This is a genomic window from Brucella sp. IR068 (assembly GCF_049065885.1).
GTDB classification, from domain to species: Bacteria; Pseudomonadota; Alphaproteobacteria; order Rhizobiales; family Rhizobiaceae; genus Brucella; species Brucella intermedia.
Genome location: NZ_JBAKHE010000008.1, coordinates 1 through 13,116 on the forward strand (window position 1 = coordinate 1; position 13,116 = coordinate 13,116).

The window sequence follows — 13,116 nt, forward strand, 5'->3', positions numbered from 1 at the left end:
TTCCGAAGAGAACCATTGTCACGCCGAAAGCGATGAAACCCCAGGTGGCGATCTGACCGATGTGCTGGCCGATCGCGATGGCCGGGCTTTCAGCGCCGAGAAATATCTGCAGGGCCTGCCGGTCGGCGACCAGCAGCAGCCCGGCAAGGGCTCCGGTCATCAGCACTGCGTAGATCGTTCCGATGCGGGTTATGGAGCTGACGCGATCCCATTTTCCGGCGCCGATGTTCTGGGCCGCCATCGCACTGACCGCAGCACCCAACGCCATTGCCGGCATCTGCACATAGGTCCACAGCTGCTGTGTGGCGCCGAAGGCGGCTGTCGTGTCCACACCCTCGCGATTGACGAGCCGCATCATGGTCAGCATCGAGCTTGAGACAACGATCATCTGGATGCCCATCGGCAGACCCTTGACAAAGATCAGCTTCAACAACTTCTGGTCCGGAACAAGAAGCCACAACTCCCTGCCGCGCAGACGCAACGGGAGATCGCGATGGTAGATATAGTAGAGCATCGCCGCCAGACTTATGTAATTGGCGACAGCTGTCGCCAGTGCGGACCCGGCAATACCGAGCGCAGGCAGCGGACCCCAACCCAGGATGAAGAAGGGGTTGAGCCCTATATCGAGGAGCACCGCCATTCCCATGAATATCAGCGGGGTCACGGCGTCGCCGCTGCCGCGCAGTGCCATCATCAGGATTGTCTGCATCAGGATCGCCGGCATGGCCAGAAAAGTGACCTGCAGGAACGCACGCGCCAGCGGTTCTATGGTTTCAGGAGTTCCCAGCAGCGCCAGAACTTTTGGGGCGAGCAGCCAGCCGATGACCGCGACCACGATGCTGAGCGGTACGAAAGTGCCGACCGTGGTGCCCGCTATGGTGCGCGCCGTTTCTATATCCCGTCGCCCGAAAGCCTGTCCGATGAGGATCGTCGATGCCATGCCGAAACCGAAGACGAAAGCGGTCAGCAGAAACATGACCAGATTGCCGTTCGTCGTTGCGGCAAGTGCGTATTCGCCCAGCAACTGCCCGATCCAGATCGTGTCGATGGAACCATTAGCCGATTGCAATATGGACGAGCCAAGGGTCGGCAGGGCAAAGAGCAGCAGAGCCTGGTTGATCGGGGCTGTCGTCAGGTCGATGCTCTGTTTCATAAGTCCTCGTGATCGAAACGATGTGCCGGGAGCAATTGACAGGAAACTTCGCAAACCTGGAACGACTGCCATCATTATTCTGTTCCGGTTTAAAGCATGATCCGACCCGAGTGGAACGAGGATCGATAAGGATTATGCCAGAAATAGAACAGCTTAGAGCGTCGATCTGATTCAGTCAGATCGAAACGCGCTCTAATGTTGGCAGTTTGCGCGCCGTGGGTAAAGTCACGGAAAAGAATGCCGCATAGGATGCAAAGCGCAGGTGTGGCTCTTTTATGCCATTCCCACCACCCAAAAGATTGCTAATATGAACTTGGGCATGGAGGGGCCCGATCCATGAAAGGTCTGGCAGACGCATCCACGCTGGGTGTCAACGAGGATAACGGCGAGAATGCCAGCGAGGGTGTCGGCGATCCGCGCCCCGGCGAAGGGCTGTACCGGTTGTCACAGCCAAGGCCGGGCGACAATGCCCCGACAGGCACGGACCAGCTCGACTGGCTCGCCGCCATGATCAATCACGTGCCGGATTTCATCTATGCCAAGGACCTGCAAGGGCGGTTCCTGTTTGCCAACGATGCGGTGGTCCGCAACAATGGCCTGTCAGACATCAATGAACTCATCGGGCTGACGGACGTCGATATTCACGGCCAAGCAGCGATTACGGCGCGCATTTCCGAGATCGAAAGGCGGGTCATGGAAAGCGGCGTGCCTGACCTCGGCTATGAAGAGCGCGCCATGCGCGGCGGAGCGGATCGCTGGCTGATGATTTCGCGCGTCCCACTGCGCGACAGGAGCGGCAACATCATCGGTGTCGTGGGCGTCTCGCGCGACATTTCCATCAAGAAGAAGGCCGAGCGCTTCATGCAGGTGCAGGCCCGCATTCTGGAAATGACGGTGAGCGCCGTTGCGATATCGGAATTCGTAGATCAACTGGCCAGGTTGCTGGAAAGCCTTGCCGGGGGCGTTCGATGCGTCGCCGTCGTGACCGGTCAAAACGCAGATGATGTCATTATTTCGGCCCCCTCGCTGCCTTCGCTGGCGACTGGTCTGAGACAGGCGCCGCTTTCCCCGGCGCGCCTTGAAGCTGCACTGGCAGCGCTTGCTCCTGAAAACGAAGCGATATTCTCCATCGAAATTCCTTCGGCGGACGGTACGGGGCATGGCGTTCTGGGTTTCATGGTCGATGGCGAGGTTTCCGATGATCGCGGCTTGCGGGAGTTTCTGGCCACCGCCGCAGGGATGGCTGGAATTGCCATCGACAGGCGCATCGCCGACGAGCGCATCCGCTATCTGGCCGAGCACGAGGCGCTGACCGGGCTGGCGAACCGGGCCTTTCTGGAACGGCAACTCGAACAGATGCTCGATCAGGCGTCTAGCCATTCACGGAAGGTGGCCGTCGGCTTTCTCGATCTGGACCAGTTCAAGCCGGTCAACGATACGCTCGGCCATGCTGCCGGAGACAGGCTTTTGCAGCAGGTTGCCGGGCGGATTTTGCTTCTGCTCGGCGAGGGTGAACTTGCCGGTCGCATGGGCGGCGATGAATTCATTCTGGTTCTGAAGGCAGACGAAGGGGATTTCTGTTCCCGGCTTGATGAGATACGGCGCAGGGTAAGCGAGCCGGTGGAACTGGGTGGAACCTCTCTGGAGGTCACGTGCAGCATTGGTGTCGCCTGTTTTCCCAGACATGGCCGGTCGGCAGGGGATCTGCTCGCGGCTGCGGACGCTGCCATGTATGAGGCCAAGGCGAAGGGCCGCAACAGCGTCTGTATCTATTCTGTCGAGATGCCGCGCGACTTCGCATCAGATGGAAGCGGACAGCCATAGTTCTTGCGCGATGTTCAACCGATCTTCGCCTTGACGAACACGTCATAACGCGTGCTCTTGCCGAGGAACTGATGGGAGGGCTTGCGCAATCCGGCCATGGGATCGGCGCGCAACGGCCATTTGAGCACCACACGGTATTGCGCTGCCTCGAGCGCCACCTGCATCAACCTTTCGGCATCCGGATCGGTGCCGACGATTTCGCGAATCTGCCGCATTTCCTTTTTGACGAGCGCACTGTTGCCGCGCGGCGGATGCATCGGGTCAACCAGCACGACTTGCGGCTTCAATTCGGGCAGGAGCAGGCAGGAATCGCCGTGCAAAAGCGTCATGCGGGCAACAGTCTCGGCATAGCGGCCTCCTTCCGCGGCTGCACGCGCCAGCCCTTCGGCGAGAAGCCCGTGCATCTTTTCGGAGCGCTCGATCAAGGTCACTTTCGCGCCGAGGGAAGCCAGCAGAAAGGCATCGCGCCCAAGGCCAGCCGTTGCGTCGACGATTTCCGGCGTGGCATCCCGCGTCAGTCCGGCGGCCCTGGCGAGAGCCTGACCGCGTCCTTCGCCGGAGCGGAACCGGTGGCCGACAGCGCCGCCGACGAAATCAACGACCAGTTCCGATGTATCGATTTTCTGCGACATGGATGCTCTCAGAAAGGGCAGGGCGCGGTGAAGGTAACAGCGCGGCCATCGGGGTGCCGGAAGGAAAGTTCTTCCGCATGCAGCAACAGGCGGTCTGCGGCAGCAAGCGCTTCGCCTTCGGCGTAAAACTCGTCGCCGAGGATCACATGGCCAATCGCTTTCATATGCACGCGCAGCTGGTGCGTGCGGCCCGTCAGGGGAAAGAGCCGCAGCCGGGTCGTGCGCTCGCTGCGATCGAGCACCTGCCAGCGTGTCTGCGCGGGCTTGCCGTGCTCGTGATCGACACGATGACGCGGCTTGTTGTCGGGATCAATCGCCAGCGGCAGGTCGATGAGCCCTTCGTCTTCTTCAACGTTCCCCCAGACGATGGCTATATAGGATTTTTGCGTCGTGCGCGCCTCGAACTGCGCGGCGATGGCGGCATGCGCCTTGCGATCGAGCGACATCAGGACGATGCCTGACGTATCCTTGTCGAGACGGTTGATCATCTGCGCTTGCGGAAATGTTTCCTGAACGCGCGTTGCGAGACTGTCATACAGGGAAGGATGGCGTCCGGGTACGGACAGGAGACCGCTCGGTTTGTCCAGCACGAGAAAGCCCGCATCGCGATGAAGGATCGAGACATAGGGTTCCAGCGGGGGATGATAGATGGGAGCAACGGCTGATAACACACTCATGAGGCTCTTCTAGCACGGTTTGCGCCGTGCGGAGAAGCACGCGCTTATACCGGCGGCGGTAAATGATGCGCTGTTCACCGGATGGCTGGATGTTCTTGCAAGGAAATAAATGGCGGAGAGGGAGGGATTCGAACCCCCGATGGAGTTGCCCCCATGCCGCATTTCGAGTGCGGTGCTTTCAACCACTCAGCCACCTCTCCGCGTTGTGCAGCACTGTAAAACGACCCTTGAAGAATCGCACAGTAACAAGCATCAATGACGAATGCCGAGCGTGCAGCGGCTCAATAACGGGCCAGCGCCGATTAGACAAGAGCTAATTTGCATTCCCTTGTGAAAATTCTTGACTTTTCTGCCGCTTCGCACTTATAAGCACCAGACCTTAGGCGTGGGGTGATCCGCGCCTATTGTTTTGATTGCAGATTTCGGGCTTTTCCGGGGCTGCGATCAAGGGCAAAAGCCCGCTCATCAACCGACTGATAAAAAGACGGCCCATCGCTTCGACGCCAATGTCGCAGAATGAGAGCCGGACCGAACAACCGAAAGGACAACAAATGTTCGCAGTCATCAAGACCGGTGGCAAGCAGTATCGCGTTGCCGCAAACGACCTCATCAAGGTCGAAAAAGTTGCTGGCGAAGCCGGTGACATCGTAGAATTCGCAGAAGTCCTGATGGTCGGCTCGACCATTGGCGCCCCGACCGTCGCCGGTGCTCTCGTCACCGCCGAAGTCGTTGAACAGGGCCGTGCCCGCAAGGTCATCGCGTTCAAGAAGCGTCGCCGTCAGAACTCGAAGCGCACCCGCGGCCATCGTCAGGAACTGACGACCATCCGCATCTCGGAAATCCTCACCGACGGCGCGAAGCCTTCCAAGAAGGCCGCCGAGAAGAAGGCTCCGAAGGCAGACGCCGTCGAAGGCGAAGCCGCAAAGCCGAAGAAGGCAGCGCCCAAGAAGGCCGCAGCCAAGGCCGAGTCGGCTGAGTAAACAGAGAGATTAAAGGAGAACACCAATGGCACACAAAAAAGCTGGCGGTTCCTCGCGTAACGGTCGCGATTCAGAATCCAAACGCCTTGGCGTGAAGAAGTTCGGCGGCGAAGCTGTGCTCGCCGGCAACATCATCGTGCGCCAACGCGGCACGAAGTGGCATCCGGGCGCCAATGTCGGCCTCGGCAAGGACCACACGATTTTTGCAACCGTAAACGGCTCCGTGTCTTTCCGCACGAAAGCCAACGGTCGCACGTACGTGTCGGTTAACCCGATCGCGGAAGCAGCAGAGTAAGCCGGGCACTCTCACAAGCACCGGCGTCCCATCGGACCCGGTGTAAATGGCAGCCTAGCCAAAAGATCGAAGGGAAGATGGGGCCACCCATCTTCCCTTTTTGCATTTGGGCGCATCTCGAAAAGTGCGAAGCGGTTTTCAAACAAGGTGCGCTCAAATGAAACGCTCTGGAGGAACGAAAAATGGTTGTCGAAGTTCTGGAAGAAGATTGTTACGACGCAAGCAGTAGCGAAAGAAGAGGCAGTTACGCAGATCTGTCGCCCGGCCTGGAGGATGCAAAGGCTCCCGACCTGGCCTACGAGCTGGACTGCCCCGTCCTCGTCACCGAAAGGCTGGTGCTGCGCCCGCCGCATGTCGAAGACGTGGATGCGATTTCCTATCTTGCCAATAACGCCCGCGTCTCCAGTATGCTTGCCCGTATGCCGCATCCATACACGCGTGAAAACGCCGTCGACTTTGTCGAGCGCGTGCGAAAAGGCGAGATGGGCAATTGCATCTACGCGATCACGCAAGCGGAAACCGGCATCTTCATGGGCTGCTGCGGCATTCATCCGCTCGATCGTGGCGACGGGCTTGAAATCGGCTACTGGCTGGGCGAACCCTATTGGGGGCATGGCTTTGCCACCGAGGCCGCGCACGCCCTGATCGATCTGGCTTTTCGTGCGACCGCCATCGAACGGCTGCATGTCTCGTGCCATGCCATCAATGGCGGTTCGCGCCGGGTGATCCACAAGTGCGGCTTCCAGTTCAGCAGCATGGGCATGGCCGACTCGCTCGCCGCAGGCAATGTGCCGGTCGAGCGCTATGTCCTCGATCGGCGTACCTGGATCGGGCTGAGAAGCTGGCAGTCGTAAGGGCTGTTCCAAAACTAGCCCTGTGTGGCTGCAAAATGGTCCTGCGTGAAGCCCTTCCGGCTGGCGCAGGACCGATAATCATCGGGGAATGACATGATGGATACCCACTCAATCGCACGCGACAGGATCGTGGTGCGCGCGCTCGAAAAGGGCGACCTGCATCGTTACCGGGCCATAAGGTTGAGCGCCTTGCAGCGCGCGCCGATGGCCTTCGGTTCGAGTTTCGAGGAAGAAAACGCCTATTCGGACAGCGTCTTCGCACGCCGCCTGGAACAGGTGAACGGCAATGTGGTCTTCGGGGCCTTCGATGGCGAAAACCTGCTGGGAACGGCGGGCATGTTCCGCCATGATCGCAGGTCCGAGCGCCATCGCGGCACGCTCTGGGGCGTCTATGTGGCTCCCGAAGCGCGCGGGCTGCAACTCGGCCAGGCGCTTGTCGGCAAGGTCATCGACCATGCGGCAACGCAGGTCGTCGTTCTGGATGCCAAGGTGGTCGCCACGAACGAAGCCGCAAAACGCGTCTATTATGCGCTCGGCTTCAAGACTTACGGCGTCGAACCCAAGTCGCTTTACGTTCAGGGCCAGTATCTGGATCAGGAATTGATCTATATCGATTTCACCGATCCTGAACGAAACCGGAAATAGGCGGAAACCGGCTTCCTCGACTGTTTGCAGGAAGCCGGTTTTGCTGTAATTGCAACACACCACATGCGGGCGCGCCCGCATGTAATTCCTATTCAGGGCGCGCGCCGCCCAAAAGCCTGCCGCAGCGCGGGCATCAAGAAGGTTACGTTCAGATGAAGTTTCTCGATCAGGCAAAGATCTATATCCGCTCCGGCAATGGCGGGGCGGGGGCGGTTTCGTTCCGCCGCGAGAAATTTCTCGAATTCGGCGGTCCAGACGGCGGCGACGGCGGACGCGGCGGCGATGTGTGGGTGGAGGCCGTGGACGGTCTCAACACGCTGATCGATTACCGCTATCAGCAGCACTTCCGGGCCAAGACCGGCATGCACGGCATGGGCCGCAACATGACCGGCGGCAAGGGCGACGACGTTGTTCTCAAGGTGCCGGTCGGCACGCAGATTTTCGAGGAAGACGACGAAACGCTGATCTGCGACATTACCGAGATAGGCCAGCGCTATCGTCTCGCCAAGGGCGGAAACGGGGGCTTCGGCAACCTGCATTTCACCACCTCGACCAACCGCGCGCCGCGCCGCGCCAATCCCGGGCAGGAAGGCATCGAGCGCACCATCTGGCTGCGCCTGAAGCTGATTGCCGATGCCGGTCTGGTCGGCCTGCCCAATGCCGGAAAGTCCACTTTCCTCGCAAGCGTGACAGCGGCGAAGCCGAAGATTGCCGATTATCCTTTCACCACGCTGCATCCCAATCTGGGCGTCGCGCGTGTGGATGGCCGCGAGTTCGTCATTGCCGATATTCCGGGCCTGATCGAAGGGGCGAGCGAAGGCGTCGGCCTTGGCGACCGTTTCCTCGGTCATGTCGAGCGCACGCGGGTTCTGCTCCATCTGGTGTCAGCGCAGGAAGAAGATGTGGCCAAGGCCTATCGGGTCATTCGCGGCGAGCTGGAAGCCTATGAGCACGGGCTTGCGGACAAGCCGGAAATCGTGGCGCTGTCGCAGGTGGATACGCTGGATGCGGAAGCGCGCAAGGCCAAGGTCAAGGCGCTGAAAAAGGCATGCGGACGCGATCCGCTGCTGCTTTCGGCGGTCAGCCATGAAGGTTTGAACGATGCGTTGCGCCAGCTTGCTGCCGTGATTGATCAGAGCCGCGCCGCAGAGGCCGGTACGGCGCAAGCCGAAGACTAAGCGTCGGATTTTATTTGGGCGCGCATCTTATCCGAAAACCGTTTCACACTTTTCGGGATGCGCTTTGGATGCGGCGAGGGAATGAAACATGCTGAAGAAACTGAAGGACTATCGCCGCATCGTTGTCAAAATCGGGTCCGCCCTTCTGGTGGATCGCGCAACCGGCCTCAAGCGCGACTGGCTGGAAAGCCTGGGGCAGGATATTGCAGCGCTTCATCACGCAGGCGTCGAGGTGCTGGTGGTTTCTTCCGGTGCGATCGCGCTTGGCCGCACCGTCCTCGGCCTGCCGAAAAAGGCGCTCAAGCTTGAGGAAAGCCAGGCCGCTGCCGCCGCCGGCCAGATCGCGCTCGCCAAGGCCTATGCGGATGTGCTCGGCGGACATTCCATCCGTTCCGGACAGATTCTGGTCACGCTTTCCGATACCGAGGAGCGCCGCCGCTATCTCAATGCGCGCGCGACCATCGAGACGCTTTTGAAGCTGAAGGCTGTGCCGGTCATCAACGAGAACGACACGGTGGCAACCACCGAAATCCGCTATGGCGACAATGATCGTCTCGCTGCGCGCGTGGCGACCATGATGGGCGCGGACCTTCTGGTTCTGCTCTCCGACATTGACGGGCTTTATACGGCCCCGCCGCACAAGAACCCGGACGCGGAGTTTCTGCCGCTGGTCGAAACCATCACGCCGCAGATCGAAGCCATGGCGGGAGCGGCGGCTTCCGAACTGTCGCGCGGCGGCATGAAGACCAAGCTCGATGCGGGCAAGATCGCCAATGCGGCCGGGACCGCGATGATCATCACATCGGGCACGCGTTTCGGCCCGCTTTCAGCCATCGATCGCGGCGAGCGCGCAACGCTGTTTGAACCGGCGCGTGCGCCGGTCAATGCGTGGAAGACGTGGATTTCCGGCAATCTGGAACCGGCTGGCCGGTTGACGGTGGATGCCGGTGCGGCCAAGGCGCTGAAATCCGGCAAATCGCTTCTGCCGGCGGGTGTGAAGGAAATCGACGGTCAATTCGAGCGCGGCGATACGGTCGCGGTGCTCAATGAGGACGGCCGCGAGATCGCGCGCGGACTGATCGCTTACGATGCCGAGGATGCGCGCAAGATCGCCGGCCATAAAAGCGATGAGATCAGCGAAATTCTTGGCTATGATGCGCGCGCGGCGATGATCCATCGCAACGATCTGGTCGTGCGCGCGGCCAGCAATGCGGAAGCGGTGTAAGGGGAGAGGACATGCTGACCAAGGCAGATACGGCAAACGATATTGCTGCCGTGATGGCGGAAGTGGGGCGCAAGGCGCGCGCTGCCGCCGCCCCACTTTCCATCGCCACTACCGAACAGAAGAACAAGGCGCTGATTGCCGCCGCCGAGGCGATGTTGGAAGCTCGGTCCGAGATTTTGGAAGCCAACAAGCTCGATCTCGCCAATGCGGAAAAGAACGGCATGGCGGCTTCTTTCGTCGACCGCCTGACGCTCGATGACAGCCGGATCGATGCCATCGCCGATGGTATCCGCGCCATCGCGGCGCTCCCTGATCCGGTGGGCGAGGTGATTGCCGAATGGGACCGTCCGAACGGCCTTCACATCGAGCGCGTGCGCACGCCGCTCGGTGTGATTGGCGTCATTTATGAGAGCCGCCCCAATGTAACCGCCGATGCCGGTGCGCTCTGCCTCAAGGCGGGTAATGCGGTTATCCTGCGCGGCGGCTCGGATTCGGCGCATTCGTCGGCTGCCATTCACAAAGCGCTGGTCAGGGGGCTTGAAGCCGCCAACCTGCCTGCCGATGCGATCCAGATCGTGCCGGTGACCGACCGCGCCGCTGTCGGCGAAATGCTGAAGGGCCTCAATGGCGCGATTGACGTAATCGTGCCGCGTGGCGGCAAAAGTCTTGTTGCGCGGGTCCAGTCGGAAGCGCGGGTGCCGGTCTTCGCGCATCTGGAAGGCATCTGCCATCTCTATATCGATAAAACAGCCGGTCTCGATATGGCGCGCAGAATTGCGCTCGACGCCAAGATGCGGCGCACCGGCATTTGCGGCGCTGCGGAAACGCTTCTGGTGGATCGTGCGGTGGCTGCGACACATCTGGCGCCGATCCTTGACGATCTTGCCGCCGCGGGCTGCGAAATTCGCGGCAGCACCGATGTGCTGGCGCTCTATCCGGCGAAGCCCGCCACGCAGGAGGACTGGTCGACAGAATATCTCGATGCGATCATTTCCGTTGCGCTGGTCGATGGCATTTCGGGCGCAATCGAACATATCAACCGCTATTCCTCGCATCACACCGAAGCCCTCGTGGCGGAAGATGCGGCAGCGGTTGCGCGTTTCTTCAACGAAATCGACTCGGCCATTCTCCTGCACAATGCCTCGACGCAATTTGCCGATGGCGGCGAGTTCGGCATGGGCGCCGAAATCGGCATCGCCACCGGCAAGATGCATGCGCGCGGGCCGGTTGGCGTCGAGCAGCTGACCTCGTTCAAATATCGCGTGCGCGGCAGCGGACAGGTTCGTGGTTAGTTTCGGATGAAGTTCGGCTTCGGGCTTTCCGCATTGAAGGAAAAATATCCGGGTGTCAGTGCGCATTATCTGCGCATGCCGCATGTCGAAAAGGGCATGGCGGTGGGGCTGTTCGGCGGCTCGTTCAATCCGCCGCATGGAGGCCATGCGCTGGTGGCGGAAATCGCGATCAGGCGGCTGAAGCTCGACCAGCTCTGGTGGATGGTGACGCCGGGAAATCCGCTGAAGGACAGCCGTGAACTGGCGCCGCTTGCCGAGCGGCTGAAGCTGAGCGAGGAAGTGGCGGAAGACCCACGCATCAAGGTGACGGCGCTGGAAGCTGCCTTCAACGTCCGCTATACGGCGGATACGCTGGCGCTCATCCGCGACGCCAATCCAGGCGTTCACTTCGTATGGGTGATGGGCGCCGACAATCTCGCCTCGTTCCATCGCTGGCAGCGCTGGCGCGAGATTGCGCAGAATTTCCCGATTGCGGTCATCGACCGGCCGGGCTCCACGCTCGCCTATCTGTCGTCGCGCATGGCGCAGACTTTTTCCGACAGCCGCATCGACGAACAATATGCGCCCATGCTGGCGCGGCGCACGCCTCCGGCCTGGACCTTCATCCATGGGCCGCGGTCGTCGCTTTCCTCCACCGCTATCCGCAAAACCCGTACCGCATCTTGATGGTTTCATGACAATTCCTGCAAGATATGGGTAGAACGGGCAAAGAAACTGAAAAAGTGAACGGGCTGGAAAAGCTCGTGCACTTGAAACAAAACAGGGACTCTGCCTATTTTAGGGAGTGTGGTGCTTACAACTGCCACATTGCGTTGTTCTGTTGAGAAAGGGATTACACTGAGAACAGCAATTGAGAAGAAGGCTCATCACGTGCCTTCCACGGTCGGGATGGACGAGTCCAATCTCGTGTCCCAGACCTTCGACGCGGCCTTGGCCAGTCTCGAAAACTCCAAGGCGGAATCCATCATCCCCATCGACATTCGCGGAAGATCAACGATCGGCGATTTTATGATCGTCGCGTCGGGCCGTTCGCATCGCCATGTGACGGCGGTTGCCGACCATCTTTTGCAGGCCCTGCGTGAAACAGGCTGCAAGGACATCCGGGTCGAAGGTCTCGAGAGTGGCGACTGGGTTCTCATCGATACCGGCGATATCATCGTCCATATCTTCCGACCGGAAGTCCGTGACTTCTACAATATCGAGAAGATCTGGCTCGACGAGGGTTTCGACGACGAACGAGCGCTGGAAACGGTGCATTAGGCCATTCTCGAGCCAAAAGTGCGAAGCGCTTTTGCGCGGAAGAATGCGTGAAAGAAAAGATTAAAGCGTGACACGCTTTAATTCGATGAATTGAGAGCGTCATGCGTGTGAGTGTTTTTGCCGTGGGCCGAATGAAAACCGGCCCCGAACGGGAACTGGTTGAGCGTTATTTCGACCGGTTTTCCAAGGCTGGGCCGCCTTTGGGGCTTGAATTCGCCGGTGTGAGCGAAATTCCGGAAAGCCGTGGCCAGACGGCGGAACTGCGCAAGGCCGAGGAAGCCCAGCGCATCCACGACGCGCTCGATAATGCCAGTTCTGGCGGCGCGGCCCTGATCCTGCTCGACGAGCGCGGCAAGGCGCTCGGATCGGAAGCTTTTGCGGCAGCGGTCGGACGGATGCGCGACGACGGCAAGCGCCAGCTTATCGTCGCCATTGGCGGGCCGGACGGTCACGATCCGGCATTGCGATCACGCGCCGATCTCGTTCTGGCGCTGGGCGAACTGACATGGCCGCACCAGATTGCCCGCATATTGATTGCCGAGCAGCTTTATCGCGCCGCCACCATTCTGGCAGGCCATCCCTATCATCGGTCGTGACGGTTTTTCATATTGAAGATTTCTGATTTCTCGTGAAGGTATTTTTTACTCTTCTTGATAGAACAAGGTATGGTACAAATATCAATGACGCCGAACTTGAAAGAAATGATTGGCCAGTTTTCTCGATTCCATCAATGATGAAATCGTATGAAAGTTCATTCAAGTTTGCTTTTGCGATATTGAGCGTTATTACTTTTATTATGAAGAATGCAATAAGGCACCCTGTTGTTTTTATATCGCGCCTTATCATGAAGTATAAAGATAATATGCCTAGAATAACAAGAAATACTTGTAATATTATAACAAAAACTATGGATGATCCGAGTAATATATTTTGGCGATATATTTCAATAATGACTTCCTCAGGAAATGCCTCTATTGTATAAAATATATCAAGTGAAATGAATATTACTGAGGATATTACGGCTACAATTGGAATTAGCAGAAAACCACCAATTCCAATTGGTTCTTTTTTAAAAAAATCATTAAACACTGTTTTTCCTTA

Annotated in this window: 15 protein-coding genes and 1 tRNA gene; 11 read left to right on the forward strand and 5 right to left on the reverse strand. The window is 59.0% G+C overall.

The features are described from left to right. The coding region (locus ACOWVS_RS14385) for an MATE family efflux transporter (RefSeq protein ID WP_420973090.1) at positions 1–1,153 on the reverse strand (1,153 nt) is incomplete at its 3' end. 336 nt (positions 1,154–1,489) lie between these two features. Between ACOWVS_RS14385 and ACOWVS_RS14390 the strand changes: the two genes are divergently transcribed. After that, on the forward strand, positions 1,490–2,977 hold the full coding sequence (locus ACOWVS_RS14390) for a diguanylate cyclase domain-containing protein (RefSeq protein ID WP_075042064.1): 1,488 nt from the start codon (positions 1,490–1,492) through the stop codon (positions 2,975–2,977). A 14-nt stretch (positions 2,978–2,991) separates the two neighbouring features. Here ACOWVS_RS14390 and ACOWVS_RS14395 read toward each other — a convergent pair whose 3' ends face one another. The 3 genes from ACOWVS_RS14395 to ACOWVS_RS14405 all read right to left on the reverse strand — a co-directional run bounded on the left by ACOWVS_RS14395 (position 2,992) and on the right by ACOWVS_RS14405 (position 4,486). After that, positions 2,992–3,609: a class I SAM-dependent methyltransferase gene (locus ACOWVS_RS14395; RefSeq protein WP_063620207.1), complete on the reverse strand. Its 618-nt coding sequence runs from the start codon at positions 3,607–3,609 to the stop codon at positions 2,992–2,994. An 8-nt stretch (positions 3,610–3,617) separates the two neighbouring features. Further along, the gene (locus ACOWVS_RS14400; RefSeq protein ID WP_063620206.1) at positions 3,618–4,286 is read right to left on the reverse strand and encodes a pseudouridine synthase; all 669 of its coding nucleotides are present in this window, start codon (positions 4,284–4,286) and stop codon (positions 3,618–3,620) included. A 110-nt stretch (positions 4,287–4,396) separates the two neighbouring features. Beyond that, a tRNA-Ser gene (locus ACOWVS_RS14405) sits at positions 4,397–4,486 on the reverse strand. A gap of 351 nt (positions 4,487–4,837) precedes the next feature. Between ACOWVS_RS14405 and rplU the strand changes: the two genes are divergently transcribed. From rplU to rlmH, 10 genes are all read left to right on the forward strand, one after another. Then, complete coding sequence (rplU, locus tag ACOWVS_RS14410) at positions 4,838–5,266, forward strand: 50S ribosomal protein L21 (protein ID WP_063620210.1); 429 nt, start codon at positions 4,838–4,840, stop codon at positions 5,264–5,266. Positions 5,267–5,291: 25 nt separating this feature from the next. Then, positions 5,292–5,561, forward strand: coding sequence for a 50S ribosomal protein L27 (gene rpmA / locus ACOWVS_RS14415; protein WP_002964927.1), 270 nt, complete (start codon positions 5,292–5,294; stop codon positions 5,559–5,561). Positions 5,562–5,743: 182 nt separating this feature from the next. Next, the gene (locus ACOWVS_RS14420) at positions 5,744–6,415 is read left to right on the forward strand and encodes a GNAT family N-acetyltransferase (RefSeq protein ID WP_006467870.1); all 672 of its coding nucleotides are present in this window, start codon (positions 5,744–5,746) and stop codon (positions 6,413–6,415) included. 93 nt (positions 6,416–6,508) lie between these two features. After that, complete coding sequence (locus ACOWVS_RS14425; protein ID WP_063620204.1) at positions 6,509–7,060, forward strand: GNAT family N-acetyltransferase; 552 nt, start codon at positions 6,509–6,511, stop codon at positions 7,058–7,060. Between the two features lie 152 nt (positions 7,061–7,212). Further along, positions 7,213–8,238 carry a GTPase ObgE gene (gene obgE / locus ACOWVS_RS14430; RefSeq protein ID WP_021588113.1) on the forward strand — a complete coding sequence of 342 codons (1,026 nt, stop codon included), beginning with the start codon at positions 7,213–7,215 and terminating at the stop codon, positions 8,236–8,238. Between the two features lie 88 nt (positions 8,239–8,326). Further along, positions 8,327–9,463 (forward strand): glutamate 5-kinase, encoded by a 1,137-nt coding sequence (proB, locus tag ACOWVS_RS14435; RefSeq protein WP_006467867.1) that lies wholly within the window; start codon positions 8,327–8,329, stop codon positions 9,461–9,463. Between the two features lie 11 nt (positions 9,464–9,474). Beyond that, on the forward strand, positions 9,475–10,755 hold the full coding sequence (locus ACOWVS_RS14440; protein WP_063620194.1) for a glutamate-5-semialdehyde dehydrogenase: 1,281 nt from the start codon (positions 9,475–9,477) through the stop codon (positions 10,753–10,755). Positions 10,756–10,761: 6 nt separating this feature from the next. After that, on the forward strand, positions 10,762–11,421 hold the full coding sequence (locus tag ACOWVS_RS14445; RefSeq protein ID WP_021588111.1) for a nicotinate-nucleotide adenylyltransferase: 660 nt from the start codon (positions 10,762–10,764) through the stop codon (positions 11,419–11,421). Between the two features lie 222 nt (positions 11,422–11,643). Beyond that, positions 11,644–12,015: a ribosome silencing factor gene (gene rsfS, locus ACOWVS_RS14450; RefSeq protein ID WP_063620193.1), complete on the forward strand. Its 372-nt coding sequence runs from the start codon at positions 11,644–11,646 to the stop codon at positions 12,013–12,015. A 101-nt stretch (positions 12,016–12,116) separates the two neighbouring features. Continuing rightward, a complete protein-coding gene (rlmH, locus tag ACOWVS_RS14455; protein ID WP_006467863.1) occupies positions 12,117–12,611 on the forward strand; it encodes a 23S rRNA (pseudouridine(1915)-N(3))-methyltransferase RlmH in 495 nt (164 codons plus the stop codon). Positions 12,612–12,618: 7 nt separating this feature from the next. On the opposite strand, the gene ACOWVS_RS14460 is transcribed toward rlmH, so the two are convergent. Continuing rightward, on the reverse strand, positions 12,619–13,104 hold the full coding sequence (locus tag ACOWVS_RS14460) for a DUF2569 family protein (protein WP_075042063.1): 486 nt from the start codon (positions 13,102–13,104) through the stop codon (positions 12,619–12,621). Between the last annotated feature and the right edge of the window lie 12 nt (positions 13,105–13,116).

What these genes read in the sequence shown, in the direction of transcription:
- rsfS (WP_063620193.1), top strand. Translation starts at nt 11,644, where the DNA reads ATGGACGAGTCCAATCTCGTGTCCCAGACCTTCGACGCGGCCTTGGCC.
- ACOWVS_RS14395 (WP_063620207.1), bottom strand. Translation starts at nt 3,609, where the DNA reads ATGTCGCAGAAAATCGATACATCGGAACTGGTCGTTGATTTCGTCGGC.
- ACOWVS_RS14440 (WP_063620194.1), top strand. Translation starts at nt 9,475, where the DNA reads ATGCTGACCAAGGCAGATACGGCAAACGATATTGCTGCCGTGATGGCG.
- rlmH (WP_006467863.1), top strand. Translation starts at nt 12,117, where the DNA reads ATGCGTGTGAGTGTTTTTGCCGTGGGCCGAATGAAAACCGGCCCCGAA.
- proB (WP_006467867.1), top strand. Translation starts at nt 8,327, where the DNA reads ATGCTGAAGAAACTGAAGGACTATCGCCGCATCGTTGTCAAAATCGGG.
- ACOWVS_RS14420 (WP_006467870.1), top strand. Translation starts at nt 5,744, where the DNA reads ATGGTTGTCGAAGTTCTGGAAGAAGATTGTTACGACGCAAGCAGTAGC.
- ACOWVS_RS14390 (WP_075042064.1), top strand. Translation starts at nt 1,490, where the DNA reads ATGAAAGGTCTGGCAGACGCATCCACGCTGGGTGTCAACGAGGATAAC.
- ACOWVS_RS14445 (WP_021588111.1), top strand. Translation starts at nt 10,762, where the DNA reads ATGAAGTTCGGCTTCGGGCTTTCCGCATTGAAGGAAAAATATCCGGGT.
- rpmA (WP_002964927.1), top strand. Translation starts at nt 5,292, where the DNA reads ATGGCACACAAAAAAGCTGGCGGTTCCTCGCGTAACGGTCGCGATTCA.
- ACOWVS_RS14425 (WP_063620204.1), top strand. Translation starts at nt 6,509, where the DNA reads ATGATGGATACCCACTCAATCGCACGCGACAGGATCGTGGTGCGCGCG.
- rplU (WP_063620210.1), top strand. Translation starts at nt 4,838, where the DNA reads ATGTTCGCAGTCATCAAGACCGGTGGCAAGCAGTATCGCGTTGCCGCA.
- ACOWVS_RS14400 (WP_063620206.1), bottom strand. Translation starts at nt 4,286, where the DNA reads ATGAGTGTGTTATCAGCCGTTGCTCCCATCTATCATCCCCCGCTGGAA.
- obgE (WP_021588113.1), top strand. Translation starts at nt 7,213, where the DNA reads ATGAAGTTTCTCGATCAGGCAAAGATCTATATCCGCTCCGGCAATGGC.